Consider the following 19,144-nt stretch of genomic DNA (forward strand, 5'->3'; position numbering starts at 1 on the left):
CTATTCTTCTTCTTTAATCGTCATTAACCCGTAGGTTTTATGGGCCTTAAAAAAGGTAAAATCCTTATTAAAATCCATACCCTCACCATCCATTACGGTGCCGTCCTCTGGGTTTGTATATTTAAAGGAGGCTTCGGTAAATATCCAATTGTTCTTTCGGTCGAAATATAACTGATCGGTCTCCAATTTTTTACCATCATGACTATTGATCACCACATTTCCCCGCAAATCTATCAAATTGGTCTGTGAATATACGATACCATAATCGGCAACGATCACACTTTTGTTGTTTTTTTCATCGTAAAAATCAACCTGTAATCCTTCCGGGAAGGTACGGAATTTAAAGGTTTGGTTGTCAAAGTCCTCGGACAGTGGGCTGGTCAACACTGCAATTACCCTGGTATTTGCCGAGTCTTGGGAACTCATCGCTTCCACTGTCTCTGTGTAGGTAAGGGTAAAGTTTTGGGCAATGCCTTGCGGAAATAGTGGTTTTACGGCTTCTTCGCCCACTCTTTCGTAATCGTCACCACAGGACATAAAAAGGATTGCCACGGTAAAAACCGTGGCAAAGCTCTTTAAAATATGTTTTAATTTTTGTTTCACCTTATAGATTAGGTACGGTAACGCTACCTCCTACCCAACAGCTGAAAGAAATGGTCTGACCTGCTTTTCCTGAGCTAAAGATCATTTCTTTAGAAGGGGCTTTGGCATCATAATTGGCTGCTAGTTGGCTTGCGCGACCACTCAAAGCAGGATCCACGGTTGCCGCTTTTCTTGCCATGGCGGCTGCCTTCCAATAAATTGCCCTTTTCTCAAATGGGGTATCCCCACAGGCATTGGCACTGTTTCCGTAAAGTGTGGCTATCAACAAGTATGCTTTCCCGTTGGCAGGGTTGGCATCGATAGCTTTCATCGCATAGCTCCTTGCTTGTGAAGAACTACTGTTCCTAACGGTTGTTGCGATCTTGTATAGGATTTCAGATTTTTTGTAGGAGTCGGTTTCCAACTCTACTGCTTTGTTGAAATCTGCAAGGGCCCCGTTCATATCACCGGACTTTTGCTTGAGCACACCACCGTACATATATGCATCGGCAGATGGATCCAAAGCCAATTGGGCCTCGAACAATTTTCTGAACATTGGGTCGTCCGTACATTCTTTGGAGAACATTCTTCCCACGGCACGTTTTACCCATTTAACATCGCCTTTCTTTTCTTCGAAACTTTTTTCGTACAATGGGATAAGGTTATCACAATCGGCAAGTGCTCCCAATTTGGAATCCACACTGCTGGCCACTTTACCGTAGGACTCGGAGTTTACGGTTGCTGCCCTAAGTGTACTTTTTTCTTTGGAAGTCAAGGTTCCCAATGAATCCTTTGGCAACAATTTGGTCACAACACCCGTCAATTGCTTGTTCTCTTCCTCGATTTTTCCCGTTACGTCATCGTATGTGTTGAATACATCCTGAAGATCTTTTTTACCAGCTCCGTGCAAGTCTACCAAACTTGAGAAGTATAGGTACAATGCCCTCGGGTTTTTAAAGTTTTCTTGGTCTTCTTGGAAAGCTTTGTCCAACATATTGAACAATTCTTCATCGGAAGCCATTTTATTCTCGTACATCAACAATGCTTTGTCGATGGCCACTCCCGCTTTGGTGTATTTGGTGGGGAAATACTTTAGACTATTATCGTACAAGGACAACAAATCTTGTAAATATGCATCTTTGTCGGCTCCTGTGGAACTCTCTATCTTTGCCTTCAGGATTCTTTCCCCATAAGAGAAGTTTGCCTTGTTGATGTCCGGGCAACTTTCGTACACCATTTTCCATGGTTCGTAAGCTGCATCATAGTTTTTCACCTTTACGTGTTCTGCGTAAATCGACAGATTGGTCATACACTCGGGGTTCTGTGCTTGGGCCATACTTAATCCCGTCAACATAGTGACCATTATCATTGTTAAGTAGTGTCTCTTTTTCATCTTTCTAATTTTAAAGCTGTTAAAGTACAAATTTTCATTAAAAAATCCTTTTTAAGGACCTTATATGGGTGGTTATTTATCAAATTTTTAAAAAAAGGCCTATCAATTTATTTTTGTTTTAACAAACCATCTAGCATTTAGCGATAAACCAAGGTTAATTTTAAAATAACTCTCTTCAATAAGGTTTGCATCTGTTGTTCCGCGCCTTCCCAGTTCAAAACCTACGTTTAGGTTAGAGAAGTCCGCACCCAACGGTAAACCCAATCCAAAAGTTATGCCAAAGTTGTTTATTTCTTTATTGTTCACGACCATTCCGGTTACGTCATATCGTAATCCGGCCCTATATGTGATTCGGTTAAGATAGCCTGTAAGGGCACGGTAGTCGGGTATCCAGTACCCTCCTAACGCATAGGTACTGGCATCGGAATAGTCTACATTGTCCAACCCAAGGAAGGTGTTTTCAAAATCGCTCATTTTTTGAAAACTGTACTCTGCCCCTAAAAACCATTTTTTGTTCTCACCAAAACCAAGCCCCATGGTGGTCCTTGTAGGTATCTTTAATTCGGTGTTTCTGAGATTGGATGCATCCAAGTCCACATCCACTACTTCAACATTATTACCGTTCGAGAGTGAAAACGACCCCAAAGTCTGGTTATTCTTGGAAACAAGGTTTCCCTGTGTATTGATGAGTACGGATGTGTATAGTGTATATTTATCCTTGATCGTGGGGGTATAGTTCAGGGCATAATTAAAATCGTAGCCATTAACGCTGGATTCACGATTATCCAGGGTCCCGAACTGCACTCCTTCCACACTTTGCACTCTTTGATATTCCAAGTTTCCAAAGTTAAAGTTTGCGGTGACCCCGAGGCTGAGGTTTTTAATAGGTTCAAACCCTATGGAGGCATACACACGGTTAAGCCCTCCTTCCCCTTCAAAAACATTGGTGATCTCTCCGTTTGCGGAGGTGGATGTCAAACTGTAACCAACCGATGAAAAGGGCATTAAACCAAACCCAAACCCAACGTTTCTGGCCAATGGAAAACCTATGGAGAGGTAATCCAAATTTGTGACGGAGGCATTTTGTTGCTCGTCCCAGCTTTTAAGCCTGTACTCTTTATGGGATATTCCTGCCGTGTAAGCGGTTAATCTAAGTTTGGAATATGCGGCCGGATTTGAAAGGTTGATATGGATACTATCCCCATACATACTCACGCCACCCATCATTTGGGTATCCACTGCCCCGTTGTCCCTGTGGTCGCCTATACCAAAGTAGGAATATGGCGAAATGGTTCCATTTTGTGCAAACACTCCATGTGCAACCACGCAGAGAAAAGCAATCAGAATCTTTTTAATCATTCAATTTGTATTGTATTCCAGTAGGCAATTTAGACCTTCCAAGAGAAATTTGGAGTTCGCAAATATGGTGTTTTTTAGCCTTTTGGCAAAAAAATGGGAGTCCCCACCTGTTAAAATAACTGTTAAATGTTGAAAACGAGATCGATATTGGCCGATCACCCCATCAACTTCTTGGGCCACTCCGTTTATAACGCCGCTGTGCATGCACGTTTCAGTACTGTTGCCAATAAAATCCAAAAGCTCGTCCGGCGACAAGAGCGGAAGCCCGGCCGTTTGTTCGTGCATGGCACGGTACCTCATCCGAATGCCGGGAGAAATGGCGCCGCCCACATATTCGCCCGCATTGTTCACCATATCGTAGGTAATGCAGGTACCGGCATCGATCACCAAGGTGTTGCCCCGAGGATTTTGGTAATACGCTGCGGCAGCGAGCGCCAAGCGGTCCACGCCCAAGGTCTGCGGAGTGGCATAACTGTTCTTAAAGGGCATTTTGGAATCGCTGGAGAGCACGTGCACCTTGCAAAAAAGGGCCACAACGTCCCGTTCCTTACGGTCCAATTTACCTACGGAGGACAGTATGGCCTTGTTTATCCTAGGGTATTTCTCGAACAGTTCCTTTATTTTGGATAGGAACAATACGGATTCGAAACTATGGTTATAGATCATGCTTCCGTTCTCAAAAACAGCGTATTTGATCAACGTATTGCCTATGTCGATTACCAGATTCATGCTACAAAGGTCGGGAATTGAAAAAAATCAAAACCTTTTTTTCGGGTTTTTGTTTGTATATCCTAATTTTGAAATTATATTTGCACCCGCTTAATAAAGCTTGGTACCTTAGCTCAGTTGGTAGAGCAACAGACTGAAAATCCGTGTGTCCCTGGTTCGATTCCTGGAGGTACCACAAAAAAACCCGCAAACTGTGTTTGCGGGTTTTTTGTTTACACCCACTTGCTATCTTAAACCGCTATTACTCATAAACCATGTTGTGCGGTAGGCTTTTCATTTATTTTCTTCAAACCATTTCACGATTGAGGGCATATTCCGTTCAAATCCGCCGGGAATAAAAAAGTTCAGAACCCCTGTTTTACGGTCGGTTCTGTTTTTAAAATCATGAATGGTTTTGGCCGGAATTCTTATAAATGTTCCTTTTATGGCGTCTATCCAGTTTTCTCCGATCAATATGGAAGTCGTACCTTCAAGAACATAAAAAATTTCATCGTTTTCTTCGTGCCGGTGTGCACCTGGTCCGTCAGAATTCGGTTCCAGCCACCATTCCGAAACGCTGTACTTTTCGTTGGTCTCGTTTTCGTCCGCCTTAAAAATTGCAGTCATTGTACCACAGTTATAAACCCGTCCTTGTCCTTCTTCCAATATTAATGGGTCTGCATTATTATTTTTATGTTCCATTCTATTCCGTTTCTATCGAGTTCAATAATTTAGTTTGTTAGTTTAGTTTTTAGCTGACGTAAAATGGTCACACCCAAGATTTCACCACCCAAATTTCATGCGAAGCGAGCATGGCCTATATAAGCCAGTGCTGTTCCATTGAGAACTACGTCTCGAAATTGACTTAAAAGAACTTGTTTTTTAACTCAGTTCTTTGTTACGTGTTCGTTTTTTATTAAGTTCTATTTTTAATTACAATCATTTCTTTCATTCATTATTGCTCTTTCGCTCAGAGAATTTTGGATAAATTCCTTTGATTTTCCTTCCCGATTGTACACTGTGCTTCCAATAAGAAAATGATAGTTTTTTGAGCTTCTTTCTATGTAAAGAGTATCAGAACATTTGTTTTTAAGCACTCGGTCGTTCTCTTTTATAAAATCATATAGAAACGCAGGTTCGTAGTCATAATTCCGACTGTTTTCGATTTTAATTCGGTCATTTCTATTTGTCAGGAATAAATATGTGTTTCCTTTTTCTTCGAAAACATCTATTACTCTCTCGTCAAATTCTTCACTTAAGTAGATTTCTTCATATTTCCCTTTTTTAATAATTGTATAAATAATAAACCCAATTAGAAAGAGGAATAGGAGAATTACAGGTAAATATTCTTTTAGAGCATACTTTTTTTTCATCGTATTCTTAACTCAATTTTGAATTCCCGAGATATAGACTCCGAATTTAAAACCTCCTCTTTTTTCGATTTTAGAATCCAAGATACAATTCCGCCTACTGTAATTAGAATTGGTGATAGAATTGCCATTAATAACGTTTGATTCATATGGTTAGTCAAAGCACTTTACAACTTATTTATATGGATGCAAAATACATCCATATACCCCACAAATTAGGAATAAAACTCACAATCAAACTGATTTACCCATCAAAACCCTCAGCAAAAAACTCAGTGATGCTCAAGTTAAAATAAGTGGAAATTCTTTTGATGGTACTGAATTTTGGGTCCCATTTGCCAGTTTCAATTCGTCCAAAATGGATTCCAGTATCATTGTAGGCGTCTTCTTGGGTAAGATTTTTAGCTTCTCTCAAGCCCTTAATCCGGCTAGCTAAGTCCTTTAAAAAATCAACATTTTGGTCGTCGTTGTCCATCATACGACAGCAATGTCAAAATTTTAGGTATCGAAATTAATGACGTAAACGTCATTTTGTCTAAATTTGAAGATTCCCAATCATTAAAATTACCTACCATGCCATCACATCCTATTTCATCCACATTAACCAACCACCTCCACCAAACCTCCCCTGCCCCGTTGCAGATCACTTTTGCAACCCTAGCAATCCACAACTCCCAAAACGGGCAGTTCCTAAACCATGTGCATCGCCCGCATAGCCGCATTGTCCTTAAAAAAATGCCTTGCCAAAGTTTGGCGGAACTAACCGTACCGGACAATCTAGTGTTCAGCTTTTCCTTTCAGTTCCGGATACCCAAAACCCAAAAATTCCATCATGTGGAAATGCTGTCCCTGCCACGCCCCTTGGACCACGGCAAACTGTTTATAGATGAAGAAAAATTGGTGCTATCCTTTAGGATAGATGCCCCGGACCCTTCGCTTAGGGTGGAGGTTACGCACACCTACCTAGGCATTTGTGACCTAAAAGAGCTCTGTGCGCCCGTTCCAGAAAAATCGTTGAAGCTGCACAACAAAGGCTAGCCCCCCACCTGGGCACTTTTTTTGTTGTTCTTGAATTCACTGGGGCTCAGCCCAAACTTCTCCTTAAAAATCTTGGAAAAATAACTTCTACTGGTAAACCCAATGGAGTAGACCACTTCGGAGATGTTCATTTCGGTGGTGGCAATGTAGTTCCTTGCCAGCTCCAAACGGGCATGCCGTATGTATTCCGTTACCGTTTTGTTGTAGAGCAGCTTAAACCCTTCCTGTAGTTTGGCCTGGGTGAGCCCGGTCTCGGCCGAAATATCCTCCAACGAGAAATCCTTGGCGATGTTCTTCTCTATTTTTTTGGCAAAGTTGCGGACAACCTTTAATTCCCTCTTCAACAAACTGGTCTGCGGCCGTTTGTCCAGCACCTCCTTATTGTGCTGTACCATGTGCATGGATAGGATTTGGTACACCAACCCCTCGATCATCATAATGCGGATCATGCCCTTGGTCTTTACCTTTTTTATGGCCGTTACCACCTCTGCCATTTTTAGGTTATAGGAGCCGTAGTAGGCAAATACCTTTTCGTGGTCGGTATCCAAAAAAACCTCGTACAGTTTTTTATTCAGTTCTTCGCCTTGGTTCAACCTTTTGCGCAAAAACGGTTTTCTGCGCACCTGGATCACGGTCTGGGAAATTTTTACATCCTTGGGGAAATACCGGTCCATGACCCCACCGTCCCTATTGGTAAGTATAACGGACTGGAACTGTTCCATGATCTTGATCTTATCCTCGGGCTGGTACCCGAACTTATGGCCGCAATAGCCCTCCAGACAGTAATAAAAGTTTATCGGGTTGTAATCCGATGTGTCCACCTCTATCAAAACCTCATCAAAAAAAACAATGTCCAGCTCCAACAGGCTCACGCCCCAGTCAAAAGTTATAAAACGTATGCTGCCCTTTGCCTTGCTGTTGGATACCTTTAGTGCATGCTGCCCCCACTGCTCCTCTATCTCTCCGCCCAAAACATTTTTGATCTGCTCCACGGACTCGGCAGTATCTTGGGCTTGTACCTTAATTTGTATCATTGGGTGTAAACTGACTTTATGTTCGGTTATCGGTGTAAATCCTATAAATATACTCTTTGTTGGCCTTTGCACAAGAACCGTTGTTCAAGAACGGCCGCATTTATCAAAAGCAACACGATTAAAATTGTTTGAGTCAACCATTTTGCGCATCTTTTTTTTACTTGAAGTCATATTCCAGAAGATATGATCTACAAACTTTCAAATGAAGCGAGCAAGGATGGGATTGAAAATGAGTTTGAAATCCCCTTCAGATACCCGAACCTCTATACCCCAAACCCGTTGATAAATGGTTTTCACGAAACCAATATAAGTGTGGTGACCATGGAAAACAAAAATGAGATAACCTTTGCCATATGGGGCCTAATGCCCCAGGATTTTAAAGAGGATTGGCAGATTTTCCAGGACAATGCCAACACGCTGAACGTTAAAATGGAGGAACTGGAAAGCGTTTCGTGGATGAGGGACTCCTTTACACAACGGCGCTGTTTGATCATTGTTACCGGTTTTTACACACACTTGCTGGAGAACGGCAATACCTGCAGTTATTATATCTGCCAGCCATCGGAAAGGCCATTTTATTTGGCGGGCACCTACAACATTTTGGACGATGGCTTTTTGTGCACCGCCTTGATCGTCGGCAAAACCGACCCGTTTATTTCCAACTACCACAACATAAGCAATCTGGCCCCGGTTATCGTTCCCAAGGAAAGAGCCTCCACTTGGTTGGGCGAGGATTCCGATACTGAAAGTCTTTACCGCATCATTAAAGAACCCCATAAAACGCCCTTGAAGGCAAAACGTATATCCAATGAGTTCTTTTTAAGGAACCTTGCCTCCAACATGCAGATGGGTTCTTTATTTTAAAACAATTTACGACCGCAGCAAAATCGCCTCTGCAACAGCATTTTAACATTTCCACCTTTTTGAGTCAATATATGATCGGAAAGCGGCAAACATGCAACAAAAAGTAAGCGACATTTGTAATGTACTGGTTAAAGGATAATCGGGCACTAACTTAAAAACACGACTATTATGTTACGTTGGACAATCATCTTTATCATCTTGGCCATTATAGCCGGTGTATTCGGTTTTGGTGGAATCGCTGCAGGAGCGGCAAGCATAGCCAAGATTTTATTCTTCATATTCATCGTCCTGTTCATCATTTCGTTGATCACAGGAAGAAAGAGACTATAAAATATACACACACAAATAAGATCATTAACCCTTAAATAGAGACCCATGAGAAAATCAATAAGTTTATTCGGAATTTTAATAGCAATGGCACTTACCTTGAGTATGACCAGTTGCAGAGAGACCAAAGAAGATAAAGCAGAAGAGGCTATCGAAGAGGTAGAGGATGCCGCTGAAGACGTTGGGGATGGCATAGAAGATGCCGCCGAAGATGTTGAGGACGAAGTGGAGGATGCTACGGACGACAGCCCTCAATAAAAATACCATTGACACACACTAAGAAAAACTCTGGCAAATATTTGTCAGGGTTTTTTTGATTGGGCAAGTTTCCAAAAAAACATGTGAATAATAGGGTAATTCATTCTACCTTAGAAGAAACTAACACCGCCATTTTTCTTTGAAAACAACCTTCACCATTGTTTATGTGCTATCTTCCATCTGGGCCATAGGCGCAATAATCTACCACGGAAGAAGGCCGTCCAGATCCATTAGTTGGGCGTTGACCATAATCGCCCTGCCCATACTTGGCGCAGTACTCTACTACCTCTTTGGGGTCAACCGCCGTAAATTCAAATTCTTCAACCCCAAGGAATTCGAGAAAAGAAAAAAGTACGGCCTTCCAACAACATCGTCACAAAAAAAGCATACTACAAATTTTGAGGACGATATCCGAAAAAAAAGATTGAGCAGGCTCATCAACACCAGTTCCAACACCAAGGCAACAACGGGCAACAAGATCACCGCGCTACAAGATGGCGGCGAAACCTTTAACACACTGTTCAAGGCCATGGAAAAGGCCCAAAAATTTATACATGTCCAATATTATATTTTGGAAAGAGGCACCCTATTGGACAAAATGCTGGAGCTCTTCAAAAGAAAAATCGAGGAAGGTGTGGAGGTGCGCATTATCTACGACTCGTTGGGAAGCTACAAATTACGCGGCCGGCCCCGAAAAAAGTTTGAGGACATTGGTGTAAAAATATACCCCATTATGCCCATCCGACTGAAGAACCTCCTGTTCTCGTTGAATTTTAGGAACCACCGAAAAATCGTAATCATCGACAACGAAATCGCCTTTACCGGGGGCGTGAACGTATCCGACAAATACATAACACGGCAGAATGGACTGGGCAAATGGAAAGACATCCACTTAATGCTGCACGGCCCCATTGTGAACGATCTGCACATGGTTTTTCTTAAGGATTATTTTTTTGCGAGCAACAAAGAGGACTTCCATATCTCCAATTATCTTTCCGAACAGCAAAGGGCAGGTGATGTGGATGCACAGGTAGTGGCCGGTGGACCGGATTCCAAGCACCCGACCATAATGCAGCAATATATTGGGATGATGAACCAGGCCCAAAAATCGATTTACATAGCCAACCCCTATTTTGTTCCGGGCGAGGCCTTTTTGGAAAGCATGAAAATCGTAGCCATGGAGGGAGTTGAAATTAGCCTTTTGGTGCCCAAAAAATCGGATTCCCAAGCAGCAAAATTCGCCATGTTCTCCCATTTTGAAGAATTATTGGAAGTAGGGATCAAAATTTATTTACGGGAAGACTTTTCCCATAGCAAGATCATGGTCGTGGACGACGACCTGGTCTCCATAGGTTCCGGAAACTTTGATATTCGCAGTTTTGAGCTCAATTACGAGACCAATATTCTTATCTACGACAAAAAAATCACTTCCGAAATGATCAGTGAGTTCAAAAAACTTTGCGATAGGGCCGACCTGGTCACCTTGGAACGCTATCGCAACAGAACAATATGGCTCAGGTTTCTCGAGGGCCTTTTCAAGTTCTTTAAACCGGTCATTTGATTTTTCTCTTGATTTGAATCAATCATTGATTCATTTGCGCTAAGTAGATTTTTGGGACAAAACTACCTTTGTATCAAAATAAAACTATCATGAAAAACGCAATTTTATTTCTATTTTTTATCGGAGCTACAGCCCTTAGCGCGCAGAGCATATCAAAAAATGCATTGGGTATCAGAGTGGGCGACAACGACGGTTTTGGTGGGGAAATCTCCTATCAACGCTACCTGCACGAGAACAACCGATTGGAGTTCGACCTTGGCTGGAGGGATTCCGATAATGTAGAAGCCTTTAAATTGGTAGGCCTGTACCAATGGGTAATGCCCATAGATGGAGGCTTTAACTGGTACGTAGGTGCCGGTGGTGGAGTAGGATCTTTTGACGCCGGTGAAAATGATGGGGCATTTGCCCTGATCGCCGGAGATATTGGTATCGAATACGATTTCAATATTCCATTGTTGATTTCGCTGGACATGAGGCCGGAAATCGGTTTCAACGATAATTATTCCGATGACCTTGACCTAGATATAGCACTTGGGCTCAGGTACCAATTTTAAGAAGAACATAACTTACATAAAAAGGGCAAATTATAATTTGCCCTTTTTTTAACCCTTTAATTTTGAAAAGAAAACTAAAATTACTCTTCCTACTATTTATATCGGTATTTTTAGTTGTCATTATTTTGAAAGAACCAAAAAATACCATACCAAAAAGCATTGAACAAGAGGTACTGATCGCCATGGGGTACTTTCCCGACCTCGATGGCATTCCCATTGAGTTCAAGTTTAAAAAGAACATCAAAAAATCGGTGATGCAGGCCCAGCCCACTTGGAGCGGACTTCTTAAGCCCAAGAGCAAGCGCAGCTACGTGATTTTGATCAGCGAAAACTTTAAGATATCCGGCGAAGAATTCAAGACCGTTGATGTACCAAAAGATGTTTTGATCGGATGGATAGGCCACGAACTTGGGCACGTTATGGACTACCAACAACGGGGCAACCTCAACCTGATAGGGTTTGGCATCAGATACGTGCTTTTGAAAGAATTTGTAAAGAAGGCCGAACGCGCCGCCGACTCCTTTGCCGTTTCCAGAGGCATGTCCGAATACATTCTGAAAACAAAACGGTTTATCCTCGACAACTCGGAAATCGACGAGACCTACAAGGCACGCATCAAGCAATATTACCTTTCTCCCGATGAGATCATGGAAATGGTCAAGGAACTGGATTCAATACAAGGGAACGGTTAAGCCTTTTGCGACACAAAATCCTCCCATTCCTTAAAACGTTCCTCTCCCATAACACGTTCCATTTTTACCTGTCCGCCTTTTTTCTTGTTGGCTCCGTTCCAGTCAGCGAACATTTGCTTGGGCACAAAGTTCACCTTTACCCCTTCCAGGGCCTTGCTACGGGCCACTTTATAGTTTTTATTCGCTTCCTTGAGGTATTTGTCCAGAACATCTGCCGTTTTCCCTTCATCCAATTTACTGTCGGAACCCAGATACCATGAGTGGTAAAAGCCATCATCAAAACGTTTGGCGCAGAGCGTGTATTCCGGCACCTTAATATCGAGTTCCTCTTCCAAGTGCTTCACGGCATCGTTCAGTTTGTTCACGGAAAGCTGGGAGCCCACCGTGTTCAGGAAAAATTTGGTACGCCCGGTAATCTTTATTTCTGCTCTTTCCACATCCGTAAAGGCAATCGTATCGCCAATAATGTAACGCCAAGCACCTGAAACGGTAGATATGATCAGAACATAATCCACATCTTCCTCTACATTATCCAAGGTAATTGAAGGAGCATCATCTGTCAACGAACCATCTTGGTTAACATATTTGGGCTCAAAGGGAACAAACTCAAAATAGATTCCATTGTCCGTAATCAATTTCATTGCCGTGGTCTCGGGCCTGTTCTGGCAGGCAAAGAATCCTTCGGAGGCCAAATAGGTATCGATTATTTGAATGGGATGTGCCAACAGGGCATTGAAACTTTTCTCGTAAGGATCAAATGCAACGCCCCCGGACGTATAGGCCCGCAAATTGGGCCATATTTGATGAATATTGTCCACATTATGATAGTCGATTACTTTTTTGAGCATCAGCTCCATCCACGATGGGATACCGCTCAAGGCGCCTATGTCCCAATTTTTGGCATTTTTGGCTATGGACAGTACCCGTTCGTCCCAATCGTCTATTTTGGCAATTTGGTCTCCGGGCTTGTAGTACTTTTTGAACCAGAACGGAATATTGCTGGCACTGATCCCACTGATCTCCCCTTCCTTTTTGCCATCGCGTTCCTGCAAGTTGGTGGAACTTCCCAGCATCATGATCTCTTTCTCAAAAAAGTCGGCGGGCATATCAAAATTGCTCATCGCATATACCTGGTGCCTTCCAGCCCGGGTAATGGAATCGACCATATCTTCGGTAACGGGTATCCTTTTGGATTTCTTGCCCGTGGTTCCGGAGCTGAGGGCAAAAAAATCGGGGCTTCCGGGCCAAGTCACGTCAGGCTCACCGGCAATCGTCTTGCTCCACCACTCCTCTGTAATTTTTTTGTAATCGTGGTACGGTATGGCCTCGCTAAATGCTTCTTGAACGTCATCGGACTTTAAAATGGACGCAAACCCATAGTGCTTTCCAAATTGGGTATCCTTGGCGCTCTCCAATAATTCTATGAGCACCTTTTTTTGTTCTTCAACAGGACTGGGGTCCCCGCTCAAGGCTTCCCTAGCCTCTATAACTCCCTTAATAATGTTCCCAATAATAGCCATATCGAATAATTTTAGTCATGTAAAATTACCCACATCTGTACATTGGGATTCACTCAATCCATTTTTTGATCGACTTAAATGATCTTAAAAATTTACGGCTGCAAGTACGGGTGACGAGGTATCGGGGACTTTCTTGCAAGAAGGCTGCTCCAAGTTGATGGCAATTTTGGAATAAAGGGGCTCCGGTGTTTCCTTATGCACCGAAACATTACCGTTGGACGAGTTTATTTCAATCGTCACCAAAGAAAGATAATTCATGAGGTGTTCGGCCTCTTTTATCAATATCTTTACCACCTGAAGCCGCACCGCATACTCCAAATTGATCCTGCGCTGATGGCTCATGCTCCTTTCGGTCCCTGAATTGTTCCAGATTATTTCCAAGTCAAAATTTTGAACAAAAATAGCACAAACAATGTTTAATTTACAATTACGAAACGTTAAATTAACATTGAATTTTTTATTCTATAGTATTGAACATTTTAACCAGTGCTTGTTAACACAGGATATCAATAGATTAACACTCTTATCGCCCTCTCATTTAGATTTTTCCAACACTTCAACAAAAGACTTCTTAATGTTTTCATAAATATGAAAATCAAATGGTTGTATAGGCAAAAAATATCAAACTAACTCTTATATTTAGCCGATTGCGAATAATTTTAAAAACAAAAAATGACCCACGAATTACTAGAAAAGGCGGAAGAGTTTGAAAAAAGGCCAATGAGCCACATGTCCACCAGCGATAGGGTTAAGGCCTCCAGAGAAGCAAAGAGCTTGATTCTTTCCATCAACGAGATTTATAAAAAGACCAAGGATTCCAAATTAATGGAAACCATGAAGAATATTACCGCTAAAAAGCGCAAAATAGAAAAACGGCTCAAAGGTTCGCCTTTGGCATAAACCAAATTTTATGGGAGGATGCATGGTTCGTCCAGAAGCAAACATCCTTCCATAAACTCTATTTCCCCTCCCTCCAAACACTTATAAACCACTGTATTTCAACGAATAAGATTTTTTAGGCAGTTTTTCTTATTGCCAAAAAATATACTTTTCCCATTTACATAACTTTTCCGACCAATTATGTCCCAATTACTGCAACCAATAAAAATATGGATTGTAGAGGCGTTTGTTTTGGATAATTTAGGTGTGTAGTTTTAACTCAGCTAAATAACAAACACTCAAAAAAATGAACACAATCGAAGCAAAATTGGGATACCTTTTTTGGTATGTAGCAATTGCCTTGTCCGTTTACTTTCTTTTAAGCAGTATATACTTCTACATTAATTAGCCATACTAAACACCGACCCATCAATCAAAAATCATCACCATTGGTAATATGTCTCAGCGGGATCCCTTTTTAGGGGTCCTTTTTGTTTTGTTCCCCATACTTAAAACACTTGGGCCGGTTGATGCCCCGGATAAAAAAATCGCCCGGGAAAATACCTTACCCTCAAAATTACTCTCTATCTTTAAACAGCGTTTTTCAATCTTAGCTAAATCCAAAAAAGTTGAGCAAAAACCTACTTTTAATCCTTACGCGAAATCCCGAACTTGGTAAATGCAAGACCCGATTGGCCGCCAAAGTGGGCGACCGGGCCGCTTTGGACATTTATACATTTTTGTTGGAGAAGACCCTGTCGTTCACCAAAGATCTAGAAGTTGAAAAATGGGTCTACTATTCGGAAGAGATTTGGGAAGATGACATTTGGACGAGCGATGTGTATCAGAAAAAGCTTCAGGTCGGCAATGATCTTGGCGAACGGATGCTGAACGCTTTTAAGGAAGGCTTCGATGCAGGGTTCAAAAACATTATCATTATCGGGAGCGATATGTATCATTTAAACCAATCTGATTTGGAGGAAGCTTTTTCAAAATTAAAAGACCACAACTATGTTGTAGGGCCAGCAGAAGATGGCGGCTACTATCTTTTGGGAATGAAATCTTTAAGGACAGCTTTGTTCCAAAACAAAAAATGGGGCACCGATTCGGTACTAGCGGACACGCTTTCCGATATTAAAGGTGAAAAAACAGCCCTTCTCCAAGAAAAAAACGACGTTGACCATTACGAAGATATCAAGGACATTAAGGCCTTTGCGCCATTTTTAAAACATATAAGAAAATGACAAAAAAACAGATAGCGGAATCCGTTGAATACCTTAAAAAAAGAGGTTTTGAAACCCCCGAAATCGGTATTGTGCTAGGTACTGGGCTGGGGCAACTGGTGGATGACATTCAAGAGCCCATCGAGGCACATTATAATCACATCCCCTATTTTCCTTTGGCCACGGTGGAATTCCACACGGGCAAACTGATCTACGGCACCATCGAGGGCAAAAAGGTGGTCGTAATGCAAGGACGCTTTCACCTTTACGAAGGGTATGATTTTTTGGATATCACCTATCCCATCCGTGTTATGCACGAACTCGGCATAAAAAATCTGTTTGTCTCCAATGCTGCCGGGGCGGTGAATCTTGACTTTAAAAAAGGGGATATCATGTTGATCGAGGATCACATCAACCTGCAAGGAGGTTCACCTTTGGCCTTCAAAAATGTTTCGGAATTCGGTAACCGTTTTGTGGATATGAGCGAGCCCTACGATCCAGAAATGCGCAAAAAAGTCGAAGCCATTGCCGATCGCGAGCAAATTTCTTTGAAAAAAGGAGTATATGCATCCGTGGTAGGCCCGCAACTGGAAACCAAGGCCGAATACCGGATGCTCAAGATCATGGGTGCTGATGCCGTGGGAATGAGCACGGTTCCCGAAGTAATAGTTGCCAATCATTTACGACTACCCATTGTAGCGGTATCCGTGTTGACCGATGAATGCGACCCAGATAACCTAGAACCCGTTGAAGTTGAGGAGATTTTAAAGATCGCAGGGCAAACGGAGCCAAAAATGATTAAACTATTCAAAGAACTGATCAAAGAACTATGAGCTATTTAGATGCCACCCAAAACCTTTACAAAGAGGCTGCATTGACCCCAGATGTTGGACTTTGCTGCACCACCAACCCCATTTGGCAATTTCCGGGGCTGTCCATTCCCAAGATCATGCAGGAGATGAACTATGGTTGCGGCAGCACCGTTTCCGCACAGGATCTGGTGAACAGTCCAAAAGTATTGTACGTAGGGGTCGGCGGTGGAATGGAACTGCTTCAGTTCTCCTACTTTTCCAGACAAACAGGGGGTGTTACCGGGGTGGATTCCGTGGATGAAATGCTGGAAGCTTCCCGAAAAAACTTCAAAATAGCGGAAGAAGAAAACGATTGGTTCAAAAGTGAATATGTCAACTTGGTCAAAGGAGATGCCTTAAACCTACCTGTTGATGATGAAAGTATGGATGTGGCCGCCCAAAACTGTCTCTTCAATATTTTTAAAATAGAAGATCTGAAGAAAGCCGTTTCCGAAATGTACCGGGTATTGAAGCCCCATGGTAGATTGGTGATGAGCGACCCCATTTGCGAGCAACCCATGAGCGATGAGCTCCGTAACGATGATAGACTCCGGGCCCAATGCCTGAGCGGCAGCATCCCATTGAAAGATTACGTGAAAGTCTTGACGGATGCGGGTTTTGGCACCATTGAGATTCGTGGGAAACGATCGTACAGGGTGTTATCTCCAAACCATTACCCTACCAAAGAACTCATCCATATCGAATCTATTGAAATTGCGGCCATAAAGGATCCCATGCCCGAAGACGGACCTTGTGTTTTTACAGGCAAAACGGCCATCTATTTTGGCAACGAAGATTATTTTGATGATAAAAAAGGACACGTGCTACAACAAAACCAACCATTGGCCGTATGCGATAAAACTGCGGCGGCTTTGGCCAATGCTTCGGATGAAATCTTTATCAGTGAAAGTACCTACCACTATAATGGTGGCGGATGCTGCTAGCTGAATTATTTTGAAATTTCCGTCTTGGAAGATTCATAATCCAACAAAATTCCCTCGGAAATCCATTTGGCCAGTGCCTGTCGGTTATCAGGGTCTAAAATTCTGCGTTGGTCCTTTTTGTTTCTGATGTTGCCAATTTCGATATAGGCCATGGCCGGCAGCGTGTTTTTGACCACGTACAAACTGCTACGCCCCATAAAAGTGCCATTGTACAATCGGTTGGGCTGAAATTTTTTGTACTTCCTCAAAAATGTCTGATGGATGCTCTCGGCCAACTTTTTCCCGTTGGTGCTCTTTTCGTGATGGTAAAAGAACACATCGATATTGGTACCCTCGCCCCTACTATCCACATGGGTGACCAAAAGGCGTTGGTATTTACCGGAATTCTTCACATACAAATTGTTTACGGCCTTGGTACGCTGTTTTAAACGTTCCAAATGATCTAAGGGAATAGGTTTGGATTGTACGGTTTCATCCGTATCCAGCTCAAGTATTCTTTTATCCCGAATACCATCGTTTTCATCTTCAACAATGATATGTACTTCTGCACCGTGCGATATGAGCTCACGGGCCAATCTGAGGGTAACATCGTAGGCGTACTCATCTTCGGCGATCAACTTGCCATTATGGTTTTCTACCGCCCCCGGGTCCGGACCACCATGTCCCGAAATCAAATAATAGACGGTATTGTCCAAACGATTGCTTGAGACATCCACCCTTTTAAAATCCTCCCCAAAAATGGAATAGGCAATGCCTTCATCCCTCACTTCGACCGTTGTCGTCTCCAAAGTATCCGGCAAAAGATAGTGCCTGCCCAAAATCAAGGATTCATCCTCTCCCAAATCATCCTCATTTAGTTTTACAAATTTGTTATAATGCTTTGTGGGACTTATTCCATGTCTTCGAAGCAGCGAATAAATACCGTCGCCCTCTTGTGCCATGACTTTGGGAAATTCCTCTTGGGACCAAAGCATGGACTGGGCTAAAAATAAAAAGCTGAAAAATGTGGCGGACCAATAAAACTTCATTTAATTCTCAAATTCTACATCAGCATAATCATTAATAATGCCATTGCTAATCAAATTGGCAAATTCTTTTTTATCCGGTTTGATGAATATTTTGTTTTCGGAAGTCTTGGCGGCGCCCTTTACGGTAAGCAAACTAATGGCGGGCAGCATGTTCTTAGCCAAAAACAGGGTATTCTTGTCCTCAAAAATCAAGCTGGGTTCCTCCGATGTCCTATTGGAAATACTTTTTTCCTTAAATACGTTCTGAATGTTCTGAGCAAACCTTTGTCCTTGGCTGCTCTTGTTGTAATGATAAACCGCCACCTCCATATTTCCGCTATCGGTTACATTCTCTGATTGAATGATGAGCACTCTTTGGTATTTTCCCCTGTTCTGAATAAACCATTTGTTGATCACTTTGATGTAATCGCCCATAAGTTCCGCACTAGTTTCATAAGATTGTCCATCGCTTGTATTTTCTCCCATAATGTAAACCTTGGCTCCATTGACCATTAGGTCGGCCGCCAAACGTTTGGTAACATCGTTCACGAACATCTCTTCCCCTACCGAAGAATTGTCGGCTATCAGGTAATAAACAGCTTCCTTTAGTTTCTCGCTCTTCAGCGACATTTGCCCCAGTTCCTTATCAAAAATCGGAACTTCGGCATCTTTATCGGCCTCTACCAGAACACCTGTTTTTTTAAATGAATCACTGGCATAGGGAACCTTGTATTCCTCACCAAGTTTAAGGGCGGTTCCTTCTGTTATTTTGTCCGAATTCAGTTCTAAAAATTCTCCGTAGTGTTTTGCAGGATCTAATCCTTGTTTGCGCAATAGGGAAAAAATGCCGTCTCCTTGCTCGGCAACCACATTGTAAAATGTATGTTCCTGTGCAAAAATGAATATAGTGGCCCAAACCCAAAAAAGAAGGGATAATCTAAATTTCATAACTGTATGATTTTGGGTGGGATGTACTGCAA

The 19,144-nt window shown here is 42.3% G+C and carries 23 protein-coding genes and 1 tRNA gene; 12 read left to right on the plus strand and 12 right to left on the minus strand.

Features of this window, described 5'->3' with window-relative positions:
• From lptC to GVT53_RS14910, 4 genes are all read right to left on the minus strand, one after another.
• The gene (lptC, locus tag GVT53_RS14895) at positions 1-603 is read right to left on the minus strand and encodes an LPS export ABC transporter periplasmic protein LptC (RefSeq protein ID WP_166249290.1); all 603 of its coding nucleotides are present in this window, start codon (positions 601-603) and stop codon (positions 1-3) included.
• Position 604: 1 nt separating this feature from the next.
• On the minus strand, positions 605-1,975 hold the full coding sequence (locus tag GVT53_RS14900; RefSeq protein ID WP_166249291.1) for a hypothetical protein: 1,371 nt from the start codon (positions 1,973-1,975) through the stop codon (positions 605-607).
• Between the two features lie 102 nt (positions 1,976-2,077).
• Positions 2,078-3,334 (minus strand): BamG family beta-barrel-assembly machinery protein, encoded by a 1,257-nt coding sequence (locus tag GVT53_RS14905; protein ID WP_166249292.1) that lies wholly within the window; start codon positions 3,332-3,334, stop codon positions 2,078-2,080.
• Positions 3,335-4,063, minus strand: coding sequence for a type III pantothenate kinase (locus GVT53_RS14910; protein WP_166249293.1), 729 nt, complete (start codon positions 4,061-4,063; stop codon positions 3,335-3,337). It lies immediately after the preceding gene.
• Between the two features lie 102 nt (positions 4,064-4,165).
• Between GVT53_RS14910 and GVT53_RS14915 the strand changes: the two genes are divergently transcribed.
• A tRNA-Phe gene (locus tag GVT53_RS14915) sits at positions 4,166-4,238 on the plus strand.
• A 98-nt stretch (positions 4,239-4,336) separates the two neighbouring features.
• On the opposite strand, the gene GVT53_RS14920 is transcribed toward GVT53_RS14915, so the two are convergent.
• The 3 genes from GVT53_RS14920 to GVT53_RS14930 all read right to left on the minus strand — a co-directional run bounded on the left by GVT53_RS14920 (position 4,337) and on the right by GVT53_RS14930 (position 5,890).
• Positions 4,337-4,744, minus strand: a complete 408-nt coding sequence (locus tag GVT53_RS14920) for a cupin domain-containing protein (RefSeq protein ID WP_166249294.1) — start codon at positions 4,742-4,744, stop codon at positions 4,337-4,339.
• 227 nt (positions 4,745-4,971) lie between these two features.
• A complete protein-coding gene (locus tag GVT53_RS14925; protein ID WP_166249295.1) occupies positions 4,972-5,415 on the minus strand; it encodes a hypothetical protein in 444 nt (147 codons plus the stop codon).
• Positions 5,416-5,656: 241 nt separating this feature from the next.
• Positions 5,657-5,890: a helix-turn-helix domain-containing protein gene (locus tag GVT53_RS14930; protein WP_240905038.1), complete on the minus strand. Its 234-nt coding sequence runs from the start codon at positions 5,888-5,890 to the stop codon at positions 5,657-5,659.
• A 95-nt stretch (positions 5,891-5,985) separates the two neighbouring features.
• On the opposite strand from GVT53_RS14930, the gene GVT53_RS14935 reads away from it, so the two are divergent.
• Complete coding sequence (locus GVT53_RS14935) at positions 5,986-6,450, plus strand: hypothetical protein (protein ID WP_166249296.1); 465 nt, start codon at positions 5,986-5,988, stop codon at positions 6,448-6,450.
• On the opposite strand, the gene GVT53_RS14940 is transcribed toward GVT53_RS14935, so the two are convergent.
• The gene (locus tag GVT53_RS14940; protein WP_166249297.1) at positions 6,447-7,484 is read right to left on the minus strand and encodes a helix-turn-helix domain-containing protein; all 1,038 of its coding nucleotides are present in this window, start codon (positions 7,482-7,484) and stop codon (positions 6,447-6,449) included. The two genes, GVT53_RS14935 and GVT53_RS14940, sit on opposite strands and share 4 nt — an antisense overlap.
• 183 nt (positions 7,485-7,667) lie before the next feature.
• Between GVT53_RS14940 and GVT53_RS14945 the strand changes: the two genes are divergently transcribed.
• The 6 genes from GVT53_RS14945 to GVT53_RS14970 all read left to right on the plus strand — a co-directional run bounded on the left by GVT53_RS14945 (position 7,668) and on the right by GVT53_RS14970 (position 11,740).
• A complete protein-coding gene (locus GVT53_RS14945) occupies positions 7,668-8,348 on the plus strand; it encodes an SOS response-associated peptidase (protein WP_166249298.1) in 681 nt (226 codons plus the stop codon).
• A gap of 168 nt (positions 8,349-8,516) precedes the next feature.
• Positions 8,517-8,678: a DUF1328 family protein gene (locus tag GVT53_RS14950; RefSeq protein WP_166249299.1), complete on the plus strand. Its 162-nt coding sequence runs from the start codon at positions 8,517-8,519 to the stop codon at positions 8,676-8,678.
• Positions 8,679-8,723: 45 nt separating this feature from the next.
• Positions 8,724-8,933, plus strand: a complete 210-nt coding sequence (locus tag GVT53_RS14955; RefSeq protein WP_166249300.1) for a hypothetical protein — start codon at positions 8,724-8,726, stop codon at positions 8,931-8,933.
• A gap of 139 nt (positions 8,934-9,072) precedes the next feature.
• Positions 9,073-10,494 carry a cardiolipin synthase gene (gene cls, locus GVT53_RS14960; RefSeq protein ID WP_166249301.1) on the plus strand — a complete coding sequence of 474 codons (1,422 nt, stop codon included), beginning with the start codon at positions 9,073-9,075 and terminating at the stop codon, positions 10,492-10,494.
• Between the two features lie 89 nt (positions 10,495-10,583).
• The gene (locus GVT53_RS14965) at positions 10,584-11,048 is read left to right on the plus strand and encodes a hypothetical protein (RefSeq protein WP_166249302.1); all 465 of its coding nucleotides are present in this window, start codon (positions 10,584-10,586) and stop codon (positions 11,046-11,048) included.
• Between the two features lie 62 nt (positions 11,049-11,110).
• The gene (locus GVT53_RS14970) at positions 11,111-11,740 is read left to right on the plus strand and encodes a hypothetical protein (protein ID WP_166249303.1); all 630 of its coding nucleotides are present in this window, start codon (positions 11,111-11,113) and stop codon (positions 11,738-11,740) included.
• On the opposite strand, the gene GVT53_RS14975 is transcribed toward GVT53_RS14970, so the two are convergent.
• Positions 11,737-13,260 (minus strand): GH3 family acyl-acid amido synthetase, encoded by a 1,524-nt coding sequence (locus GVT53_RS14975; protein ID WP_166249304.1) that lies wholly within the window; start codon positions 13,258-13,260, stop codon positions 11,737-11,739. The two genes, GVT53_RS14970 and GVT53_RS14975, sit on opposite strands and share 4 nt — an antisense overlap.
• Positions 13,261-13,344: 84 nt before the next feature.
• On the minus strand, positions 13,345-13,641 hold the full coding sequence (locus tag GVT53_RS14980; RefSeq protein ID WP_166249305.1) for a hypothetical protein: 297 nt from the start codon (positions 13,639-13,641) through the stop codon (positions 13,345-13,347).
• A 291-nt stretch (positions 13,642-13,932) separates the two neighbouring features.
• Here GVT53_RS14980 and GVT53_RS14985 point away from each other — a divergent pair, with 291 nt between their 5' ends.
• The 4 genes from GVT53_RS14985 (at position 13,933) to arsM (ending at position 17,157) form a co-directional block, all read left to right on the plus strand.
• Positions 13,933-14,160: a hypothetical protein gene (locus GVT53_RS14985; RefSeq protein ID WP_108245968.1), complete on the plus strand. Its 228-nt coding sequence runs from the start codon at positions 13,933-13,935 to the stop codon at positions 14,158-14,160.
• Positions 14,161-14,768: 608 nt separating this feature from the next.
• Complete coding sequence (locus GVT53_RS14990) at positions 14,769-15,383, plus strand: TIGR04282 family arsenosugar biosynthesis glycosyltransferase (RefSeq protein WP_166249306.1); 615 nt, start codon at positions 14,769-14,771, stop codon at positions 15,381-15,383.
• Complete coding sequence (locus GVT53_RS14995; RefSeq protein WP_166249307.1) at positions 15,380-16,195, plus strand: purine-nucleoside phosphorylase; 816 nt, start codon at positions 15,380-15,382, stop codon at positions 16,193-16,195. Before GVT53_RS14990 ends, GVT53_RS14995 begins: the two co-directional genes overlap by 4 nt.
• Positions 16,192-17,157 (plus strand): arsenosugar biosynthesis arsenite methyltransferase ArsM, encoded by a 966-nt coding sequence (arsM, locus tag GVT53_RS15000; RefSeq protein WP_166249308.1) that lies wholly within the window; start codon positions 16,192-16,194, stop codon positions 17,155-17,157. The genes GVT53_RS14995 and arsM overlap by 4 nt, the downstream gene beginning before the upstream one ends.
• A gap of 5 nt (positions 17,158-17,162) precedes the next feature.
• Here the strand turns inward: arsM and GVT53_RS15005 are convergent, their stop codons facing one another.
• Together GVT53_RS15005 and GVT53_RS15010 are read right to left on the minus strand one after the other, a co-directional pair.
• Positions 17,163-18,185, minus strand: a complete 1,023-nt coding sequence (locus GVT53_RS15005; RefSeq protein ID WP_166249309.1) for an N-acetylmuramoyl-L-alanine amidase family protein — start codon at positions 18,183-18,185, stop codon at positions 17,163-17,165.
• Positions 18,186-19,112 carry an N-acetylmuramoyl-L-alanine amidase gene (locus tag GVT53_RS15010; RefSeq protein WP_166249310.1) on the minus strand — a complete coding sequence of 309 codons (927 nt, stop codon included), beginning with the start codon at positions 19,110-19,112 and terminating at the stop codon, positions 18,186-18,188.
• Between the last annotated feature and the right edge of the window lie 32 nt (positions 19,113-19,144).

It is taken from the genome of Flagellimonas oceani (assembly GCF_011068285.1).
GTDB lineage: Bacteria > Bacteroidota > Bacteroidia > Flavobacteriales > Flavobacteriaceae > Flagellimonas > Flagellimonas oceani.

What these genes read in the sequence shown, in the direction of transcription:
- GVT53_RS14900 (WP_166249291.1), bottom strand. Translation starts at nt 1,975, where the DNA reads ATGAAAAAGAGACACTACTTAACAATGATAATGGTCACTATGTTGACG.
- GVT53_RS14905 (WP_166249292.1), bottom strand. Translation starts at nt 3,334, where the DNA reads ATGATTAAAAAGATTCTGATTGCTTTTCTCTGCGTGGTTGCACATGGA.
- GVT53_RS14910 (WP_166249293.1), bottom strand. Translation starts at nt 4,063, where the DNA reads ATGAATCTGGTAATCGACATAGGCAATACGTTGATCAAATACGCTGTT.
- GVT53_RS14920 (WP_166249294.1), bottom strand. Translation starts at nt 4,744, where the DNA reads ATGGAACATAAAAATAATAATGCAGACCCATTAATATTGGAAGAAGGA.
- GVT53_RS14925 (WP_166249295.1), bottom strand. Translation starts at nt 5,415, where the DNA reads ATGAAAAAAAAGTATGCTCTAAAAGAATATTTACCTGTAATTCTCCTA.
- GVT53_RS14930 (WP_240905038.1), bottom strand. Translation starts at nt 5,890, where the DNA reads ATGATGGACAACGACGACCAAAATGTTGATTTTTTAAAGGACTTAGCT.
- GVT53_RS14935 (WP_166249296.1), top strand. Translation starts at nt 5,986, where the DNA reads ATGCCATCACATCCTATTTCATCCACATTAACCAACCACCTCCACCAA.
- GVT53_RS14940 (WP_166249297.1), bottom strand. Translation starts at nt 7,484, where the DNA reads ATGATACAAATTAAGGTACAAGCCCAAGATACTGCCGAGTCCGTGGAG.
- GVT53_RS14945 (WP_166249298.1), top strand. Translation starts at nt 7,668, where the DNA reads ATGATCTACAAACTTTCAAATGAAGCGAGCAAGGATGGGATTGAAAAT.
- GVT53_RS14950 (WP_166249299.1), top strand. Translation starts at nt 8,517, where the DNA reads ATGTTACGTTGGACAATCATCTTTATCATCTTGGCCATTATAGCCGGT.
- GVT53_RS14955 (WP_166249300.1), top strand. Translation starts at nt 8,724, where the DNA reads ATGAGAAAATCAATAAGTTTATTCGGAATTTTAATAGCAATGGCACTT.
- GVT53_RS14965 (WP_166249302.1), top strand. Translation starts at nt 10,584, where the DNA reads ATGAAAAACGCAATTTTATTTCTATTTTTTATCGGAGCTACAGCCCTT.
- GVT53_RS14975 (WP_166249304.1), bottom strand. Translation starts at nt 13,260, where the DNA reads ATGGCTATTATTGGGAACATTATTAAGGGAGTTATAGAGGCTAGGGAA.
- GVT53_RS14985 (WP_108245968.1), top strand. Translation starts at nt 13,933, where the DNA reads ATGACCCACGAATTACTAGAAAAGGCGGAAGAGTTTGAAAAAAGGCCA.
- GVT53_RS14995 (WP_166249307.1), top strand. Translation starts at nt 15,380, where the DNA reads ATGACAAAAAAACAGATAGCGGAATCCGTTGAATACCTTAAAAAAAGA.
- arsM (WP_166249308.1), top strand. Translation starts at nt 16,192, where the DNA reads ATGAGCTATTTAGATGCCACCCAAAACCTTTACAAAGAGGCTGCATTG.
- GVT53_RS15005 (WP_166249309.1), bottom strand. Translation starts at nt 18,185, where the DNA reads ATGAAGTTTTATTGGTCCGCCACATTTTTCAGCTTTTTATTTTTAGCC.
- GVT53_RS15010 (WP_166249310.1), bottom strand. Translation starts at nt 19,112, where the DNA reads ATGAAATTTAGATTATCCCTTCTTTTTTGGGTTTGGGCCACTATATTC.